Below are 16939 nucleotides of genomic sequence, written 5' to 3'. Positions count from 1 at the left end.
GGTTTAATATTCCGCCAGATGGAGACATGAGCTTGCTGGCACCGCTCCGCCATCCAAACGAACGGTAGACTAGGCCTGCTACGGCAAAACGACCGTCCGTGCGCGGGCGCTTGCGTCAGCGAAGCCAGGCGAGTCTCAAGCCCTCCGGGCCAGGAACTCGGATACGCGGCCTAGTCCCGCCTTCAGGATGGCAGGAGCATTGGCGTAGCCGATGCGAACATGGCCCTCCATTTCCATTGCCGATCCGGGCGTGAACAGGACGCCGGTCTCCCTGAGCAGCGCGACGCAGAAATCGCGGGACGGCATGTCGAGCCCATATTTCAGCAGCGCCGTGGTGCCGGACCTCGGGCGCACCCACGAGATCAACGGCTCACGCTCGACCCACTCGGCCAGCATGGCGAGGTTGCCGTGCGTGATGGCCTGGCTGCGGGCCAGGACCTTGTCGCGGCTCTCCAACGCCATCGCGGCGAAATAGTCGTCGATCATACCGACCGAGATGGTGTTGTAGTCGCGATGGTGCATCACGGCGTTGATCGCCTCACGCGGGGCCACAACCCAACCCAGGCGCAGGCCCGCCAGCGAGAAGGCCTTGGACATGCCGGCCGTGCTGATGCCCTTCTCGTAGACGTCGGCCATCGAGACCGTCATGCCTGGGCCATCCTGGTCGGTGCCGCGATAGACCTCGTCGCACAGCACCCAGGCGTCGTGGGCACGCGCAATGGCGGCAATCTCCTCCAGCATCGCGCGGTCCATCAGCGCGCCCGTGGGATTGTTGGGATTGTTGATCGCGATCAGGCGCACCCCCGGCGCGGCGAGCTCGCGCAGTTCGGCGAGATCCGGCAGGTAGCCGTTCTCCTCGCGCAGGCGCAGGTGAACGACCTCGGCGCCGATGCTCTCGGGGATCGAGTAGTGCTGCTGGTAGGTCGGAATGACGGAAATCACCCGGTCGCCGCGCGACACCAGCGCCTGATGGACCAGTGAGTTCGCCCCGATCGTCCCGTGCGTGACCACGATGTTGTCGCGCGCCTGACGCTCGTACATGGCCCCGATGGCGTCGCGCAGGCGGTCCGAGCCCTCGATGGCCCCATAGGTCATTTTCAGGGGCAGGAGCTCGGAAAGGGTTTGATCGTTTCGGCCCGAAAGGGCCAGCAGCTGCTCGATGGTGAGGCTTTCGACGCAGGTCTCGGCGAGGTTGAGCTCGCACTTCAGCTCGAACTCGTTCATCCAGATTTCGACGCCGAAGGGCTCGATGCGCATCATGATCTCCGAATGGCGGCGCGCAGGGCGCGGGAACAGGGCCGGCGCCCGGCGGCGCTGCGCCCCTGCATGGCGGCAATTCGGGGTTTTGGTAAAGCCGATTTTTCGCCGGCGGCGGTCAGGCGCGGCGGGCCACGGCGTTGCGCAGGCCGCCCACGGCTTTCAGGATCGCGTAGGTGACGCGGCGCTGCTCGTATCCGTTCGTGATCGCGTTGTAGCGGGCCGTGTAGTAGGAGGTCTGCACTTCAAGGAGTTCGAGCAGGCTGCGCTTGCCGCCCGTGAACTGCTCGCGATAAAGCTCGCGCGCTTTGGCGCTGGCCGATACGCCCTCCCCCAGGCCCTGCGCCTTGGAGCGGAGCGACGACAACTGCAGATAGCCTTGGCGAACCGCTAGTTCGACATCGAGGCGGTCCGAGGCCAGGCGCATTTCGGCCTGGGTGATGCGCGCGCTGGCCTGCTCGCGCTTGGCCGAGGACAGGCCTCCATCGGCGAGCTTGTAGGTGAGCGTCAGGAGGCCGGTCGCGTCCACCTCCGAACGTGTGCGATTGGCTCGATAGTTCTTTTGCGATGCATCGAGCGTCAGTCCCAGGCGAGGCATTTCGGCGCTGACAATGCTGGAGACCTCTGCCTGCGCGGCGGCAACGGCTATTGCTCCGGCCAGTAGCTGCGGGCTGTTCTTGGCCGCCTCTGTCAGCGCTTGCGAGGCGTTCGCAGGTAGCGAAGCTTGAAGGGTCGGGGCCGTTTGAAGCCCGTCCGGATCCGTTTGCGCCAGCCTGCGAAACTTCTCGATGGCGACCTTGAGGTCCAGGTCCTGATCAACCACGGTGCTCTCGGCATCGACCACGCGGGCGCGAACGCGCTTCATGTCTGCCTGGGTGCCGTTGCCGTTCTGCTCGCTCCGGGAAATCAGCGTCTCGATGCCCTGGAGGGCGACGAGGTTTTCCTTGGCGAGCGCCAGCAACTCCCGGCTTTCCTGCACCTTGACGTAGGCCTGAGCGGCGCTCAGAGCCGCTTCCTCTGCGGCCGCCATGACGCGCAAAGACTGGGCGTCCCGCGCCTTCACGGCGCGATCAAGGTCGGCCCGCGAAGCGCCGAAGTCATAGATGAGTTGCGAGCCCGACAAAGACACGTCGTTTCGCCAAGCGCCAGCGACGTTCCGGTCGGCCCAGTAGTCGCGGTAGGTCGACGTATGAAAGGAGCCGTTGAGCGACTGCCCGGTGCCGCCCTGAAGAGAGAGTTGCGGCAGGAACGCAGCGCGCGAAACAGCGACGCCGGCGCCCAGTTCCAGCTCTATGGCCTGAGCAAGTCCGGTTGAAGGGCTCACGGCCAGCGTCCGCCGCATCATCTCGGCCAGACTGAGCTGGCCTCCCCTCCGCGACGGCGCGGCAGCCGCAGGCGGGGATTCGCGCGCCGTCACGGCCGGAGAAGCCATCACCGGGATGGCTGCGGAAAGCGCGGCTTCGGTCGTGTTGGCAAACTCGGCGGCGACCAATACGAGCGGACAGCCCTCAGGTCGCGCTGATGCGCCGGTCTCGCAAACAGGGGCAGAGTCCTTCATCGTCTGGCACGCGGACACAGTTCCGGCCAGCGCGAGCACGAGAGCGAGCCTGAGCGACCGAGAAGCGTTCGACAGAGCCTTGCGAAACAGAATCATCGTTCCTCGAACCGGCACACCCGCTTACCTACCGTTAGCAAAATCCCTAAATTCTTTTAATAAATGATAAACCATGTTTTGCGTTTTTCACGAGAAAGTCGGATCTTTGCAACTCGCGGTTTATCGAGGTTCCGCAGGGCTGCGGCTTGGCAAAGCAGCCAAATTCCCAATAAACGCAAGTTTTTGCTTAACATTTTTTAATTTCTGGGCGGCTACCGTCGGGGATCGCTCGACGCCAAAGGTGAACCCGTGCCCTCTTCCGCTCCGGCCGACGCCAATGATGCAATCATAGCTGCGTCGCTTGGGTCGCCCCCAAATGCCGCGCCTGCGGAGTCCATAGTGGCGCGTCCTGCGCCCGGCTCGGTCGTGGTGGTGGACGGCGCGACGGGCGGCAAGCTGCGATTCGGCTTCGATCTCGCGGACTGCACGGTGCTGGCCCTCGACGTCGATATCGTCCTGACCTTCCCGGACGGGGCCAAGATCATCCTTCCGAACCTCGGGATGACGGCGGTTGGGCCCAAGCCGCCCCAACTCGCCTTTCTTGCCGGCGAAATCGACCCACAAGCTCTGATCGGAGCAATCTCCGAACTGCATCTTGCGCCCATCCAGTCCCTGATTGCGCCTGCGACCGGGGCGGCCGCCCAGACTGCAGCCGAGGATGTTCAGGCCCGATTTTCGGGCGAAGGTCCCGGCGTGGACGTTGGACCAGCGCCGCTGATGCGCATCGCTCGGTTCGCCGCGCCCGACGAGAGTGCAGCGCCGAAACCACCGGAACAGATCATCAAAACAGCGCTTTACGAGCAGCAGTCGATCAAGCAATTGGCCGGAGGCGGATCACAGGGCGCTCCCGAGGCGCCCGTGGGAAAGCCGGGCAATGACGGAGTGCTGAGAGCCAAGCTGGCGTTCAGCCTGTTCAACACCGAGACGAGCGCGATGTCGACGCTGCCCTCCGGTGGTTACAAGCTCCACAACGGCACTGGCGGTCCCTCGTCGAACACTGAAGCCGGCTACGTCGCGCAAAGCGAGACGCGCAGAATCACCGGTTCGTCCCTGTCCGACGAGATCGCCATCGATAGCCCGGAGCTCGCCCATGTGGGTTCGTCCTCGCGCGAGTTTCGCGGCAGCGTGACCGTGCCGAGTTCCGGCTGGGTCGCCGCTCAGGCAACGTTCAAGAACTTGCCGGCCGGTTTTGCAGTGACCAACGCGCTGGACCGCGGCGACGGCACGTTCACGATGCTGCTCGACGGTCTCGCCAAGCCGAACCAGCTCAGTTTTCTTCTCAGCTATCAGATCCCTGATGACACGGTCACGCCGGACGCAAACGGATTTCTGTCGATCTTCGAGATCAGCATCGAATTCACGCTCCGCAACTCGGACAATCAGACACGAAACGCCACGGGAACGCGGCTGATCGGCATACGCGAAGTGCATGACGCGACGGACATGAACTTCACCGACCCGGTCACGGGCGAACAGGTTCTCGTGCTCTGGTCAAACCCGCCCGGCTCGGAGACCGATGCCGGCGCTGGAAATGACCTGGTCTTCTCCGGCGCGGGCGCCGACACGATCCACGGCGGCTCCGGTGTGGACACCTTGTCCTACAGGCAGTCGAACAGCGGCGTGTCGGTGAACCTCGCGACTGGTGCGGCGTCCGGAGGCTTCGCGCGTGGCGACCACTTCGACGGCTTCGAAAACCTGATCGGCTCTGCAAAGGCGGACGTCTTGACCGGTGACGCCGGCGACAACGTCATCGAGGGCGGTGGCTCGGCCGACACGATGGTGGGCGGCGGCGGGCTGGACACGCTCGACTACAGGTCCTCGGCGGCTGGCGTCACGGTTTCGCTCGCATCCAGCGGTCCGCAGCACGGCGGCGACGCCGAAGGCGACGTTGTCACCGGGTTCAGCGTCATCTTGGGTTCGAGTTCCGGAGCCAATCGCCTGACGGGGGACGCCGGTGCGAACCTGCTCACCGGCGGCGGCGCAAATGACACGCTGAACGGCGGAGTCTCGGCCGACACCCTGGTGGGCGGCGGCGGCAACGACACGGCCGACTATCACAATTCGATTCTGGGCGTGACCGTCGATCTGCGGAACGTGACGCAATTGGGCGGCGACGCCCAAGGCGACGTCTTCGACAGCATGGAAAGCGTGATCGGCTCGGCGACGAGCGCTAACCGACTCACCGGCACGAGCGGGGCGAACGCGCTCACCGGCGGATCGGCCGACGATACGATCGAGGGCGGAGCCGGTGCGGACACGCTGATCGGCGGCGGCGGGTATGACACCCTGGACTACACGGCCTCGTCCGCCGGCGTGACGGTCGATCTGGCCTCGACGGCTGCACAAAGTGGCGGCGACGCCGCCGGTGACCTGCTTTCCGGGTTCGAGGCGGCTCTTGGCTCGCTCACGGGAGCCAACCGTCTCGCGGGCAACGGGTCGGACAACCTTCTGGTCGGCGGCGTCAGCAATGACACGTTTGTGGGCGGCGCAGGCGCCGACACGATCACGGGCGGGGATGGCCAAGACCTCGTGGACTATTCGGCCTCCAACGAGGGCGTGTTGGTCAATCTCGGTTCGCCGGCGCCGCAGTCTGGCGGCGATGCGGACGGCGACATTCTGACCGACATCGAGAGCGTGATCGGCTCCGCTTATCGAGACCTGTTGACCGGGACAAACGAAGCCAACCTGATCGTCGGGGGCGCTGGCGACGACACGTTGGTTGGCTACGCTGGGGGCGACACGCTGGACGGCGGCGACGGTTTCGACCTTGCGGACTACAGGTTTGCGCGGGTCGATCGCCTGTTCGAACTCGGACAGACAGGCACGATCAGGGGCGCCGGCCCCAGGGACACCCTGATCAGCATCGAAAGCCTGATCGCCGGCTATGGCGACGACACGATCGTGGCCGATTCCAGCTCCAGTTACCGACTCGACGGATCCAGGGGCGACGATTCAATCAGCAGCGGCGATGCATCCGACACGCTGCTCGGCGGGGTCGGCTCGGACACGCTGTCGGGGGGCGGAGGCTCAAATCGCATTCTAGGCGGAGCCGAATCCGGCGACTACGAGGTGGCGACTGATGGCTGGCAGGACATCATCGACTATGGCTGGCTCACCTCTGCGGTCGGGGCGAATGGCCTGAATGGCGGCGTTCAGGTTACGCTTGGAGCAGGGCTCTCCACCGTCAACAACGGAACCGGAACGGACAGCATCTACGGCTTCTCGGGCGCATTCGGCTCACAATTCAACGACCTGATAACAGGCGACTCCTACGGTAACCTGATAGACGGCCGGGGCGGCGACGACACGATCGTGGCTGGTGCGGGCGCGGATACGGTGACGGGCGGAGCCGGCGTCGATCTCGTCACCTATGCGAGTTCGGCCGGAGGCGTAACCGTCGACTTGACGCTCGCGACGGCGCAGTCTGGCGGCGACGCGGAAGGCGACCTCCTTTCTGAGATCGAGAACGTCATCGGCTCGGCGACAGCTTCGAACACGCTCATCGGCGACACGCGCGCGAACGCACTGATGGGCGGCGCGGCGGCCGACACCCTGATCGGCGGCGCGGGAGCGGATTCGCTTACCGGCGGCGGCGGCGTCGACCTTGCAGACTATTCGACTTCGGCGCTCGGCGTGACTACCGACCTGACGCTCGCGACGGCGCAGTCTGGCGGCGACGCGGCGGGCGATGTGCTTTCCGGAATCGAGAACGTCACGGGCTCGGCCCTGGGGGCGAACCGCCTCAAAGGCGAGGGCGGCGCCAACCTGCTGACGGGCGGCGACGCAAACGACACGCTGATCGGCGGGGCCGGGGCTGACACGCTGATCGGCGGCTTCGGAGATGACACGGCAGACTACGCGTCGTCCACGGAAGGCGTGACCGTGGACCTGCAACTGGCGACTTCGCAATTCGGCGGGGACGCGGCAGGCGACATCCTGTCCAGCATCGAAAATGTCGTTGGTTCTGCGTCCGCGGCGAACCGCCTGTCGGGCGACTTGAATGCCAACGTGCTGGCGGGCGGCAACGCCGGCGACACGCTGTCGGGTGGAGCCGGCGCGGATACGCTCGTGGGTGGGGGCGGCCTGGACACGGCCGACTACGGATCGTCCGCGTCCGGCGTCAGCGTCGACCTGACGCTCGCCACCGCCCAAGCGGGCGGCGATGCGGACGGCGACGTCCTGTCCGGCATCGAAAATGTCACGGGATCCAGCACGGCGGCGAACTGGCTGAAAGGCGACGGGCTTGCCAACGCGCTCGCCGGGGGCGCTGGCGCGGACACGTTTATCGGCGGCATCGGCGCCGACACTCTGATTGGCGGCGCGGGCACAGACCTTGTCGACTATTCGGCCGGGGCCGCCGGAGTCACGGTCGATCTCAGCGTGGCGACAGGACAGTCCGGCGGCTACGCGGCCGGAGACGTCCTTTCCGGCATCGAGAATGTCACCGGCTCGGCATTCTCCTCAAACCGACTGACCGGCGACGGTTTCGATAACGCGCTGACGGGTGGAGCGGCCAACGATACCCTGATCGGCGCCGGCGGCGCGGACACACTCACGGGCGGAGGTGGGATCGATCTTGCCGACTATTCCGCCTCGACGGTCGGCGTCTCGGTGGACCTCTCGCTGGCCACGTCGCAATCGGGCGGCGACGCACAGGGCGACATCCTCGTCGGGATCGCCAACGTGACGGGCTCCGCAACGGCCTCCAACCGCCTCGCAGGCAATGATGCCGCCAACATTCTGACCGGCGGCCTGGGCGACGACACGTTTATCGGTGGAGTAGGCTCCGACACCCTGCTGGGCCTGGGCGGAACAGCGGACGTCGTGGACTACTCCGCGAGCGCGGGCGTCACGGTTGACCTCCGCAACACCGCAAGCGGGCAGTTCGGCGGCTTGGCGGCTGGCGACGTGCTGTCGGGGGTTGAGGATGTGATCGGCTCGGCCTCCGCGTCCAACCGGCTGACGGGCGACGACGGGGCGAACAGCCTCGTGGGCGGCTCCGCCGACGACACACTCACCGGCGGGCTTGGGGCCGACACGCTCGTGGGCGGCGGCGGCGACGCCGACCAGGCGGACTACTCCGCCTCCGCGACGGGCGTCACCGTCAACCTGACGCTGAGCTCGGCCCAGTCGGGCGGAGACGCTCAGGGCGACGAGCTTATGGGCATCGAGTTCGTGACGGGCTCCGCCACCGGCGCGAACAGGCTCACGGGCAACAGCGCCGCGAACAATCTTGTGGGCGGCTCGGGCGACGACACGTTCAGCGGCGGCGACGGGGCCGACACGTTGGTGGGCGGACTTGGGACGGATCAGGCCGACTACTCCGCTTCCGCGGACGGCGTCACGGTTGATCTATCGCTTGCGACGGCCCAGGCGGGCGGGGACGCCGCAGGAGACATCCTCTCCGGCATCGAGAACGTCACAGGCTCGGCCACCGCCGCGAACCGCCTTGCGGGCGACGCCAACGCTAATGCGCTGACCGGCGGCGCCGGCAATGACACCTTCGTGGGCGGCATCGGCGCGGACACGCTGCTGGGCCTCGGCGGCCTCGCCGACGTGGCTGACTATTCGGCCGGCGGCGGCGTGTCGATCGACCTGCGCAATTCCACGACCGGCCAGGCCGGCGGCCTGGCGGCCGGCGACGTGCTTTCGGGCATCGAGTATGTGATCGGCTCGGCCACCCAGGCGAACAGCTTCACGGGCGACGGTGCGGGCAACTCGCTGGTTGGCGGCGCGGCCGCCGACACATTCATGGGCGGCGCCGGGGCCGACACGATGGACGGCGGCTCGGGCGGCCTCGACCTCGTCAACTATGCGGCTTCGGGCGCGGGAATCACCATCGACCTCAGTGTGGCGACCTCCCAGACGGGCGGCGACGCGGAAGGCGACGTTCTGCGCAACGTCGACGTGGTGATCGGCGCCTCGAGCTTCGCCAACAGCTTCAAGGGCAGCGGCGCCGGCGAAAGTTTCACGGGCGGGCTGCTCAACGACACCATGGTGGGATCGGCGGGCGCGGACAGCTTCGCTGGCGGAGCCGGGACGGGCGACACCGTCAACTATTCAACCGGCGCAGGCGTCATCGTTGACCTCAACAACACCACGACCGGGCAAAGCGGCGGCTTGGCGGCCGGCGACGTGCTGTCGGGCGTCGAGTATGTCGTCGGCTCGGCCACAGGAGCCAACAGGCTCACGGGCGACGGCGGCGCCAACAGTCTGGTGGGCGGATCGGCCGCCGACACGCTGGCGGGCGGCGCGGGCGCCGACACGCTTGTTGGCGGAGCCGGAGCGGCGGACCTTGCCGACTACACGAATTCGGTCGCGGGGGTGACGGTCGATCTGCGGCTCGCCACGTCGCAGAGCGGCGGCGACGCGCAGGGGGACGTGCTGTCGGGAGTGGAATACGTCACTGGCTCGCTCAACGCCGCGAACGTGATTACGGGCGATGTCAACGCGAACGCACTCACGGGCGGCGACCAGAACGACACCCTGACGGCGGTCTCGGTGACGAACCTGCTGGTCAACGGCAGCTTCGAGACGGGCGCCCCAGGATATGGCCTCGCCAGCTCCGTCACAATGACCGGCTGGACCGGCGGGAACGGCGCGGGCAAGGTCGAGACGCTGAACACTTATCAGGGTCAGCAGGCGTCCGATGGATTCAGCTACCTGGACCTCGACAACACCTCGGGCGTGGACGCCCTTTCGCAGACCGTCAGCACGGCGAATGGCCAAGTCTACACCTTGATGCTGGACCTCGCCCGTCGCAACGGTCAGACCGATGGCGGCGCCGACGTGTACTGGAACGGCGTGCTGGTGGGCAGCTACAGCGCGACCAGCACGGCGTGGACGACGTTCTCGGTCAACGTGACCGGCACGGGGGGCGCGGACGTCCTCACCATCCAGGACACGTTGGCCCAAAGCGGCAACGTCACGTCGCCCTTCATCGACAATGTGCGGCTGTTCGCCGGGTTGGGCGACACGATCGACGGCGGCGCGGGCGACGACCTGCTGAAGAGCGGCGCGGGGGCCGACAGCATCATCGGCGGCGCGGGCTTCGACACGGTCGACTACAGCGCCTCGACGGCGGGCGTGACCGTCGACCTGACCAAGACGACTACGGCGCAGTCGGGCGGCGACGCCCAGGGCGACACGATCGTGGGGGTCGAATCCGTCATCGGCTCCTCGGCGGGCGCGAACGCGCTGACGGGCGACAGCGGCGCCAACGCGCTGACGGGCGGCAGCGGCAACGACACCATCACGGGTGGGCTCGGCGCCGACACTGTCATGGCGGGCGCCGGCAACGACCGCGTCTATGCGGGCCGCGACATCGTGGTTAACGGCGGATTCGAGCTGAACCCGGGCAATGTAGCCGGCGCTACCGCGGCTTCGGGCTGGACGATCAGCGGTAACACGGCGAATTCCGGCGTCAGCTTGACCAGTTCCTACGTTTCCGAAGGATCGCAAGGCGCTTTTCTCGACTTCAGTACGAGCGCCGCCGGCAGCTCGATCGCGCAGACGTTGGCGACCGTCGCCGGCCAGAGCTACACCGTCGTGTTCGACGCGCGCGAGAACGCGACCGCGTCGAACGACCTGCTGCTGGTCAACGCCGGCGGACAACTCGCCACGTTCGCTCCCGCGTTCAACGCCTGGAACGTCTATTCGGTGACGTTCACGGCGACCGGCGCATCCTCGACGCTCACCTTCACGCATACGAGCGGCGCCGGCGACATCGCCCTGGACAACGTCCACATCATCGACGACACGGCAGGGAACCTGCTCGACGGCGGCGTGGGCGTCGACACCCTGGTCGGGGGCGGCGGCGCCGACACGCTCATCGGCGGCGCGGGGGCGGACGTGCTGATCGGCGGCGGCGGCGTGGACCTCGCCGACTATTCGGCCTCGACCACGGGCGTCACCGTGGACCTGACGCTCGCGACCGCGCAGGTCGGCGGCGCCAGCGACGCCCTGGGCGACGTGCTGACCGGCATCGAGAACGTCACGGGCTCGGCCACCGTGGCCAACGCCCTCACCGGCGACGCCAACGCCAACGTGCTCACCGGCGGCGCCGGGGTGGACACGATCATGGGCGGCGGAGGGCTCGACACGCTCATCGGCGGCGGCGGCGCGGACCGGATGTTCGCCGGGCGCGACCTGGTGGTGAACGGCGGCTTCCAGGGCAGCACCATGATCCAGGGGGCGCCTGCCGGCTGGACCATGTCGGGCAACATCTATGGCGGAGCGTGGAGCAGCAACTACGCCTCGGAAGGCACCCAGGGCTACGCCATGGACGGCTTCGGCGGTCCAGGTTTCGGCAACGTGCTGTCGCAGAATCTCGCGACGGTGGCGGGGCAGACCTACACGCTGGTGTTCGACACCAGATTGTGGGCCAACAGCGTGGACACGGTGCGGGTGGACGCGGGAAACCAATCGCTCGTCGTCAATGAGACGACCACATGGACGACCTACTCGGTCACCTTCACGGCCACGAGCACGTCGACGGCCCTGACCTTCACGCACCTGACGAACTTAGCACCCACCTCCGATGTCGCCCTCGACGCTATCCGGGTGCTCGACTCGACGGCGAACACGCTGCTGATCGGCGACGACCTTACCGGCGTGGCGACCGCCGGCGCGGACACGATGGCGGGCGGAGCGGGCAATGACACGCTGATCGGCGGAGGCGCCGCGGACGTGCTGATCGGCGGCGGCGGCACGGACCTCGCCGACTACTCGACTTCGGCGGCGGCCGTCTATGTGGACCTTAATGTCACCACCTCGCAGGTGGGCGGCGACGCCGCCGGCGACCGGCTGATCACGATCGAGAACGTCACCGGCGCGGCGACGGCGACGGCGGGCGCCTGGACGGTCTATACCGGGCTTCCCGCCTCCACGGTCGCCAACGCCCTGACCGGAACGACGGGCGCGAATGTCCTCACGGGCGGAGCCGGAACCGACATCCTGTTCGGCGAAAACCTCGTGCGCAACGGCGCCGGCCTCGGCGGCGTCACCGGCTGGACGCTCAGCAATTCGTCCTATGACACGGCGGGCGGACTCCTCCTCGGTCCGGGCGCCCCCGTGACGGGCACTGCGACGCAGACGCTGACGACGGTCATCGGCGAGACCTACACGATCAGCTTCGACGCTACGCGCGCGGCGGGAGGCACCGGCGCCTCGGCCATCGCCGTTACGGTTACCTCAGGCGGCGTGGCGCTCAGCCAGACCACACCGTCGCTTGGGCTCGCAACCTTTTCGAACTACACCTACACGTTCACGGCGACCGGCACGGCGACCGTCCTGACATTGACGATGTCCGGCATCGCCTCGGTCGACGATATCGTTCGCAACATCCAGGTCACGGCGGCCAGCACGACGGCGAGCGACACGCTGATCGGCGGCGGCGGCGACGACAGCGTGATGGGCGGCGGCGGCGCCGACGTGCTCGACGGCGGCCTCGGCAACGACTGGATACGGGGCGAAACAGGCAACGACACCTTCGTGGGCGGCGCCGGCAACGACACGATGTTCGGCGGCGCGGGCTCTGACACGGTCGACTACGCGCTCTCCACCGCGGGCGTCACGGTCAACCTTACGTCGGCGCTTGCGCAGGCGGGCGGCGACGCGGCCGGCGACGTGCTGAGCGGCATGGAGAACGTCATCGGTTCGGCCACGGCGGCCAACGTCCTGACCGGCGACGCGGGCGCCAACGTGCTCACCGGCGGCTCGGGCAACGACACGCTGTCAGGAGGCGCGGGCTCCGATACGCTGAACGGCGGCGGCGGAACCGACACGGGGGACTACAGCGCCATGGTGGTCGCCACGGGAGCGCTGAGCGCGAACGTGGTCCAGAATGGGTCGTTCAACGCGGCCACGAACTGGACGACATTCGCGGGCGTTTCGATCGACACCGTCGCCGGAAACCTGACTGCCTCGAACGCCGCGCAGGTGGTTCAGCAAAGCAACGTCTTCGTGGTCGGGCAAACCTATACGGTGTCATTCGACTACGCCTACAGCGGCGCAAACACGGGTTTCCTGCGCGTCACGAACGGCAGCACAAACGGGACGAACATCATCTACGTCTCCGGCACGCTGAGCGGCTCAGGAACCCTGACCTGCACGTTCGTGGCCACGAATACCTTCCTGAGCATCGAAGCCTCCGGGACGCGTTTCAACGGCACGATCGACAATGTCACGGCCTATACGGCGACGGGGATCGTCGTCGACCTCACGGCCGGAACCGCGAGCGACGGTGACAGGCTGACGTCGATCGAGAACGTGATCGGCGCCACGAACGGGTCGAACATCCTGAAGGGGGACACGGGCGACAACGTCCTTACAGGCGGCGTCGCCAACGATACGCTGATTGGCGGCGCAGGCGCCGACACGCTCGCGGGCGGAGCCGGAACCGACACGGTGGACTACACCACGTCCGTTCAGGGCGTCACGGTCAACCTCAGCCTCGCCAATAGCCAAAGCGGCGGCGACGCGGCGGGTGACGTCCTGTCGGGCATCGAGAACGTGATCGGTTCCGCCACCGGCGCGAACGTGCTCACCGGCACGACCGGCGCCAACGCCATGACGGGCGGCGCGGGCAACGACACCTTTTTCGGCGGCGCGGGCGCCGATACGATCGTGGGCAATGGCGGCGTCGACACGGTCGACTATTCCGCCTCCACGGCCGGCGTCACCGTGGACCTCACTCTGGCGACCTCGCAGTCGGGCGGCGATGCGGCCGGGGACATCCTGTCTGGCATTACCAACGTGGTGGGATCGCTCAACGCCTCGAACTTGATCACCGGCACGGCGGCCGCGAACGTGATCACGGGCGGTGGTTCGAACGACACTCTCACGGGTGGGCTCGGCGCGGATGCGATCTCGGGCGGCAGCAACGACGATCGCGTTTTCGGCGGTCGCAACCTCGTGGTGAATGGCGGTTTTGAAACAGGCGTGCAGGGCGCATTCCCGACGGGGTGGAGCCAAGACGCGGGCGCCTCCATCCTGCACACGACCAAGCCGTCGGAAGGTACGCTCGGCCTGCTGCTGGGGGGCGGAACAACGGCAGCGGGCAGCGTCGTGTCCCAGACCCTGGCCACCACGGTCGGCCAGACATACGTCGTCACCTTCGATGCGGTCCAGAACGGGAACGGCCCCGATACGCTGCGCGTCGACGCCGCCGGCGTCACCTATTCGGTGACGATGGGGACACAGAGTTTCAACACCTTCTCGTTCACGGCCTCCAGTACGTCCACGGTGATCTCCTTCACCCAGGTCACGGCGCCGGTTGGCGGCGACATCTCCATCGACGCCGTCCGGGTAATGGAGGATACGGCCGCCAACGTCCTCAACGGCGATAGTGGCAACGACACCATCGTGGGCGGAGGCTTCGACGACACCATCAACGGCGGCGTCGGCAACGATGTTGTCGTCGCTGGCGCTGGCGCCGACACCATCGACGGTGGCTCCGGCAACGACGTCATCATCGGCGGCGCGGGCGCGGACCGGATCACAGGCGGCGGCGGCTCCGACACGGCGAGCTATGTCGGCTCGTCGGCCGCCGTCAGCATCAATCTCGGCCTGTCGACGGCGCAATCGGGCGGCGACGCCCAGGGCGACATCCTCTCGGGCATCCTCGCCGTGGTGGGCTCGGATTTCAACGACACCCTCCTGGGCTCGACGGGAGCCACCAACGAAAGCCTCTTCGGCGGCGCGGGCGACGACGTGCTCGACACCAGCATGCGGCCGAGCGGCGCGGGCGGTCTCATGACGGGCGGCGCCGGCAACGACACCTATCTGACGGGGACAGGCAGCACGGGAACGACGGAGAACGCGGGAGAAGGGATCGATACTCTTTATACAGTACGCGGACCCGGCTGGACGCTGGGCGCCAACATCGAGAACATGATCTACAACGGGATCGGAGGTTTCTTCGGCACCGGAAACGCCAGCGACAACATGATCGTGGGCTTGGCCGGCAATGACTCGCTCCTTGGCCTGTTTGGCGCCGACACGCTGATCGGAGCCGGCGGCGGGGACACCCTCGACGGCGGCGCCGATCTCGACGTGTCCGACTACCGCACCTCGGCCAGCGCCGTGACGGTGAACCTCAGCCTCGCCACCTCGCAATCGGGCGGCGACGCCCAGGGCGATATCCTCGCCAACATCGAGGGCGTGTTCGGCGCGGCGGTCGGCGGCAACGTGCTCACCGGCACGGCGACCAACAACGTCTTCGCGGGCGGCCTCGCGGCCGACACCATCACGGGCGGCGGCGGCGTCGACACGATCGACTATTCTCGCTCGGCCTCGGGGGTGACGGTGAACCTCACCTCCGGGTCCTACGCCGGCGGCGAGGCACAGGGCGACGTCGTCGCCGGCATGACCAACGTCACGGGCTCGGCCACCGGCGCTAACGCGCTGACGGGCGACGGCAGCGCCAACACGCTGATCGGCGGCGCGGGCGCCGACACGCTGTCCGGCGCGGGAGGCAACGACACGCTCTACGCTGGCCGCAACATTGTGTCGAATGGCGGGTTCGAGGCCGGCGGAACCGGCGGCACCAACGTGCTTGGCGGACAATGGTACTCACTCTGGGGATTCTCGAACCAGGTCGCGGGCTCCTCGAGCGAAGGTTCCCAATCCCTCGCGATCGGCGGCCCCACCCCCAACCAGAGCAACGGCGTCGCGCAGAACCTGACGACCGTGATCGGCCAGACCTACACGCTCGTGTTTGACGCCATGGACCCCGGTACAAACGCCGGGACCGTGACGGTCGGGGGCCAGACCACTGCGATCAACGCCCCGACCTCAGGCTACGCCACCAACGTGATCACGTTTACGGCCACTGGCACGACGACCACCATCTTGTTCGCCCAGACCTCGGCCGCCGGGACGATCACCGACCTTTACATCGACAATGTCCGCGTCATCGAAGACACGGCCAACAACCTGCTCGACGGAGGCGCAGGACTGGACACGCTCATCGGCGGCGCTGGGGCCGACACGCTCATCGGCGGCGCAAGCGCTGACCTGCTGATCGGCGGCGGCGGCATCGATCTCGCCAGCTACGCCGCCTCGACGAGCGGCGTCACCGTGGACCTGTCGCTCGCCACCAGCCAGAGCGGCGGCGATGCGGCGGGCGACATGATCAGCGGCGTCGAGAACGTCCTCGGCGCGGCCAACGCCTCAAACATGCTCACCGGCGACGGCGCGAACAACGTTCTCACGGGCGGCGCGCAAGTCGACACGCTGATCGGCGGCGCGGGCAACGACACGCTGGTCGGCGGCGGCGGCGCGGACAGCCTCGTCGGGGGCGCCAATGTCGACACGGTCGACTACTCCGCCTCGAGCGCGGGCGTCACCGTCAACCTCAACCTCTCCACCTCCCAATCCGGCGGCGATGCAGCGGGCGACATTCTGTCGGGTGTCGAGAACATCATCGGCGCGGCGAGCGCCTCAAACGTGCTCACCGGCACGAGCGCCGCCAACGTGCTCACCGGCGGCTCTTTTGCCGACACGCTGATCGGCGGCGGCGGAGCGGACACGCTCAGCGGCGGCGCCGGAACTGACGCGTTCACGATCGACGGCAGTTTCCTGGCGATCGGGGCGCGCATCGATGGAGGCGTCGGCTCGGACACGGTCACGATCGCGGCCGGTTCGGGCTCGTCCTTCACGGGCGCTGACCTCGCGGCGGCGCTAACCAATGTCGAAACGCTCGATTTTCGGCAGACCGACATCAACGCCAATCTGACGCTGAGCGGCGCACAGATCTCCGCCATGACGGACGCCGGCAAGGACCTGACGATCAACGTCAACCTTTCGGGCGGCGATGTGATCGCGATCGCGGACTCGGCCAGCCGCTATGTCAGCTCGGTCTCGGGCAACACGACGAACTACGATTTCTACACGGACGACGCCCACACGACGCTGATCGCCAAGCTGCACGTCATCGCGGCATAAGCCAGGCGCGACCGGCCAACGGCCGCGCTCACGGCGTCTTAACCATTATCAATTCAAATAACCCTACTGGTTTAGGACGGT

General features: G+C 67.2%; 3 protein-coding genes. 1 reads left to right on the top strand and 2 read right to left on the bottom strand.

Translation table 11 applies throughout. The features are described from left to right. Positions 1-135: 135 nt before the first annotated feature. Together IEV99_RS03810 and IEV99_RS03805 are read right to left on the bottom strand one after the other, a co-directional pair. On the bottom strand, positions 136-1257 hold the full coding sequence (locus tag IEV99_RS03810; RefSeq protein ID WP_188516377.1) for an aminotransferase: 1122 nt from the start codon (positions 1255-1257) through the stop codon (positions 136-138). 118 nt (positions 1258-1375) lie between these two features. Then, positions 1376-2911: a TolC family protein gene (locus IEV99_RS03805; protein ID WP_188516376.1), complete on the bottom strand. Its 1536-nt coding sequence runs from the start codon at positions 2909-2911 to the stop codon at positions 1376-1378. Between the two features lie 339 nt (positions 2912-3250). Here IEV99_RS03805 and IEV99_RS03800 point away from each other — a divergent pair, with 339 nt between their 5' ends. After that, positions 3251-16858, top strand: coding sequence for a DUF642 domain-containing protein (locus IEV99_RS03800; RefSeq protein WP_188516375.1), 13608 nt, complete (start codon positions 3251-3253; stop codon positions 16856-16858). Positions 16859-16939: the final 81 nt, after the last annotated feature.

The organism is Alsobacter metallidurans (assembly GCF_014636935.1).
Taxonomy (GTDB): domain Bacteria; phylum Pseudomonadota; class Alphaproteobacteria; order Rhizobiales; family Beijerinckiaceae; genus Alsobacter; species Alsobacter metallidurans.
The sequence above is the reverse complement of the archived record's forward strand: the minus strand, read 5'-3'. Positions and strand labels throughout refer to the sequence as shown.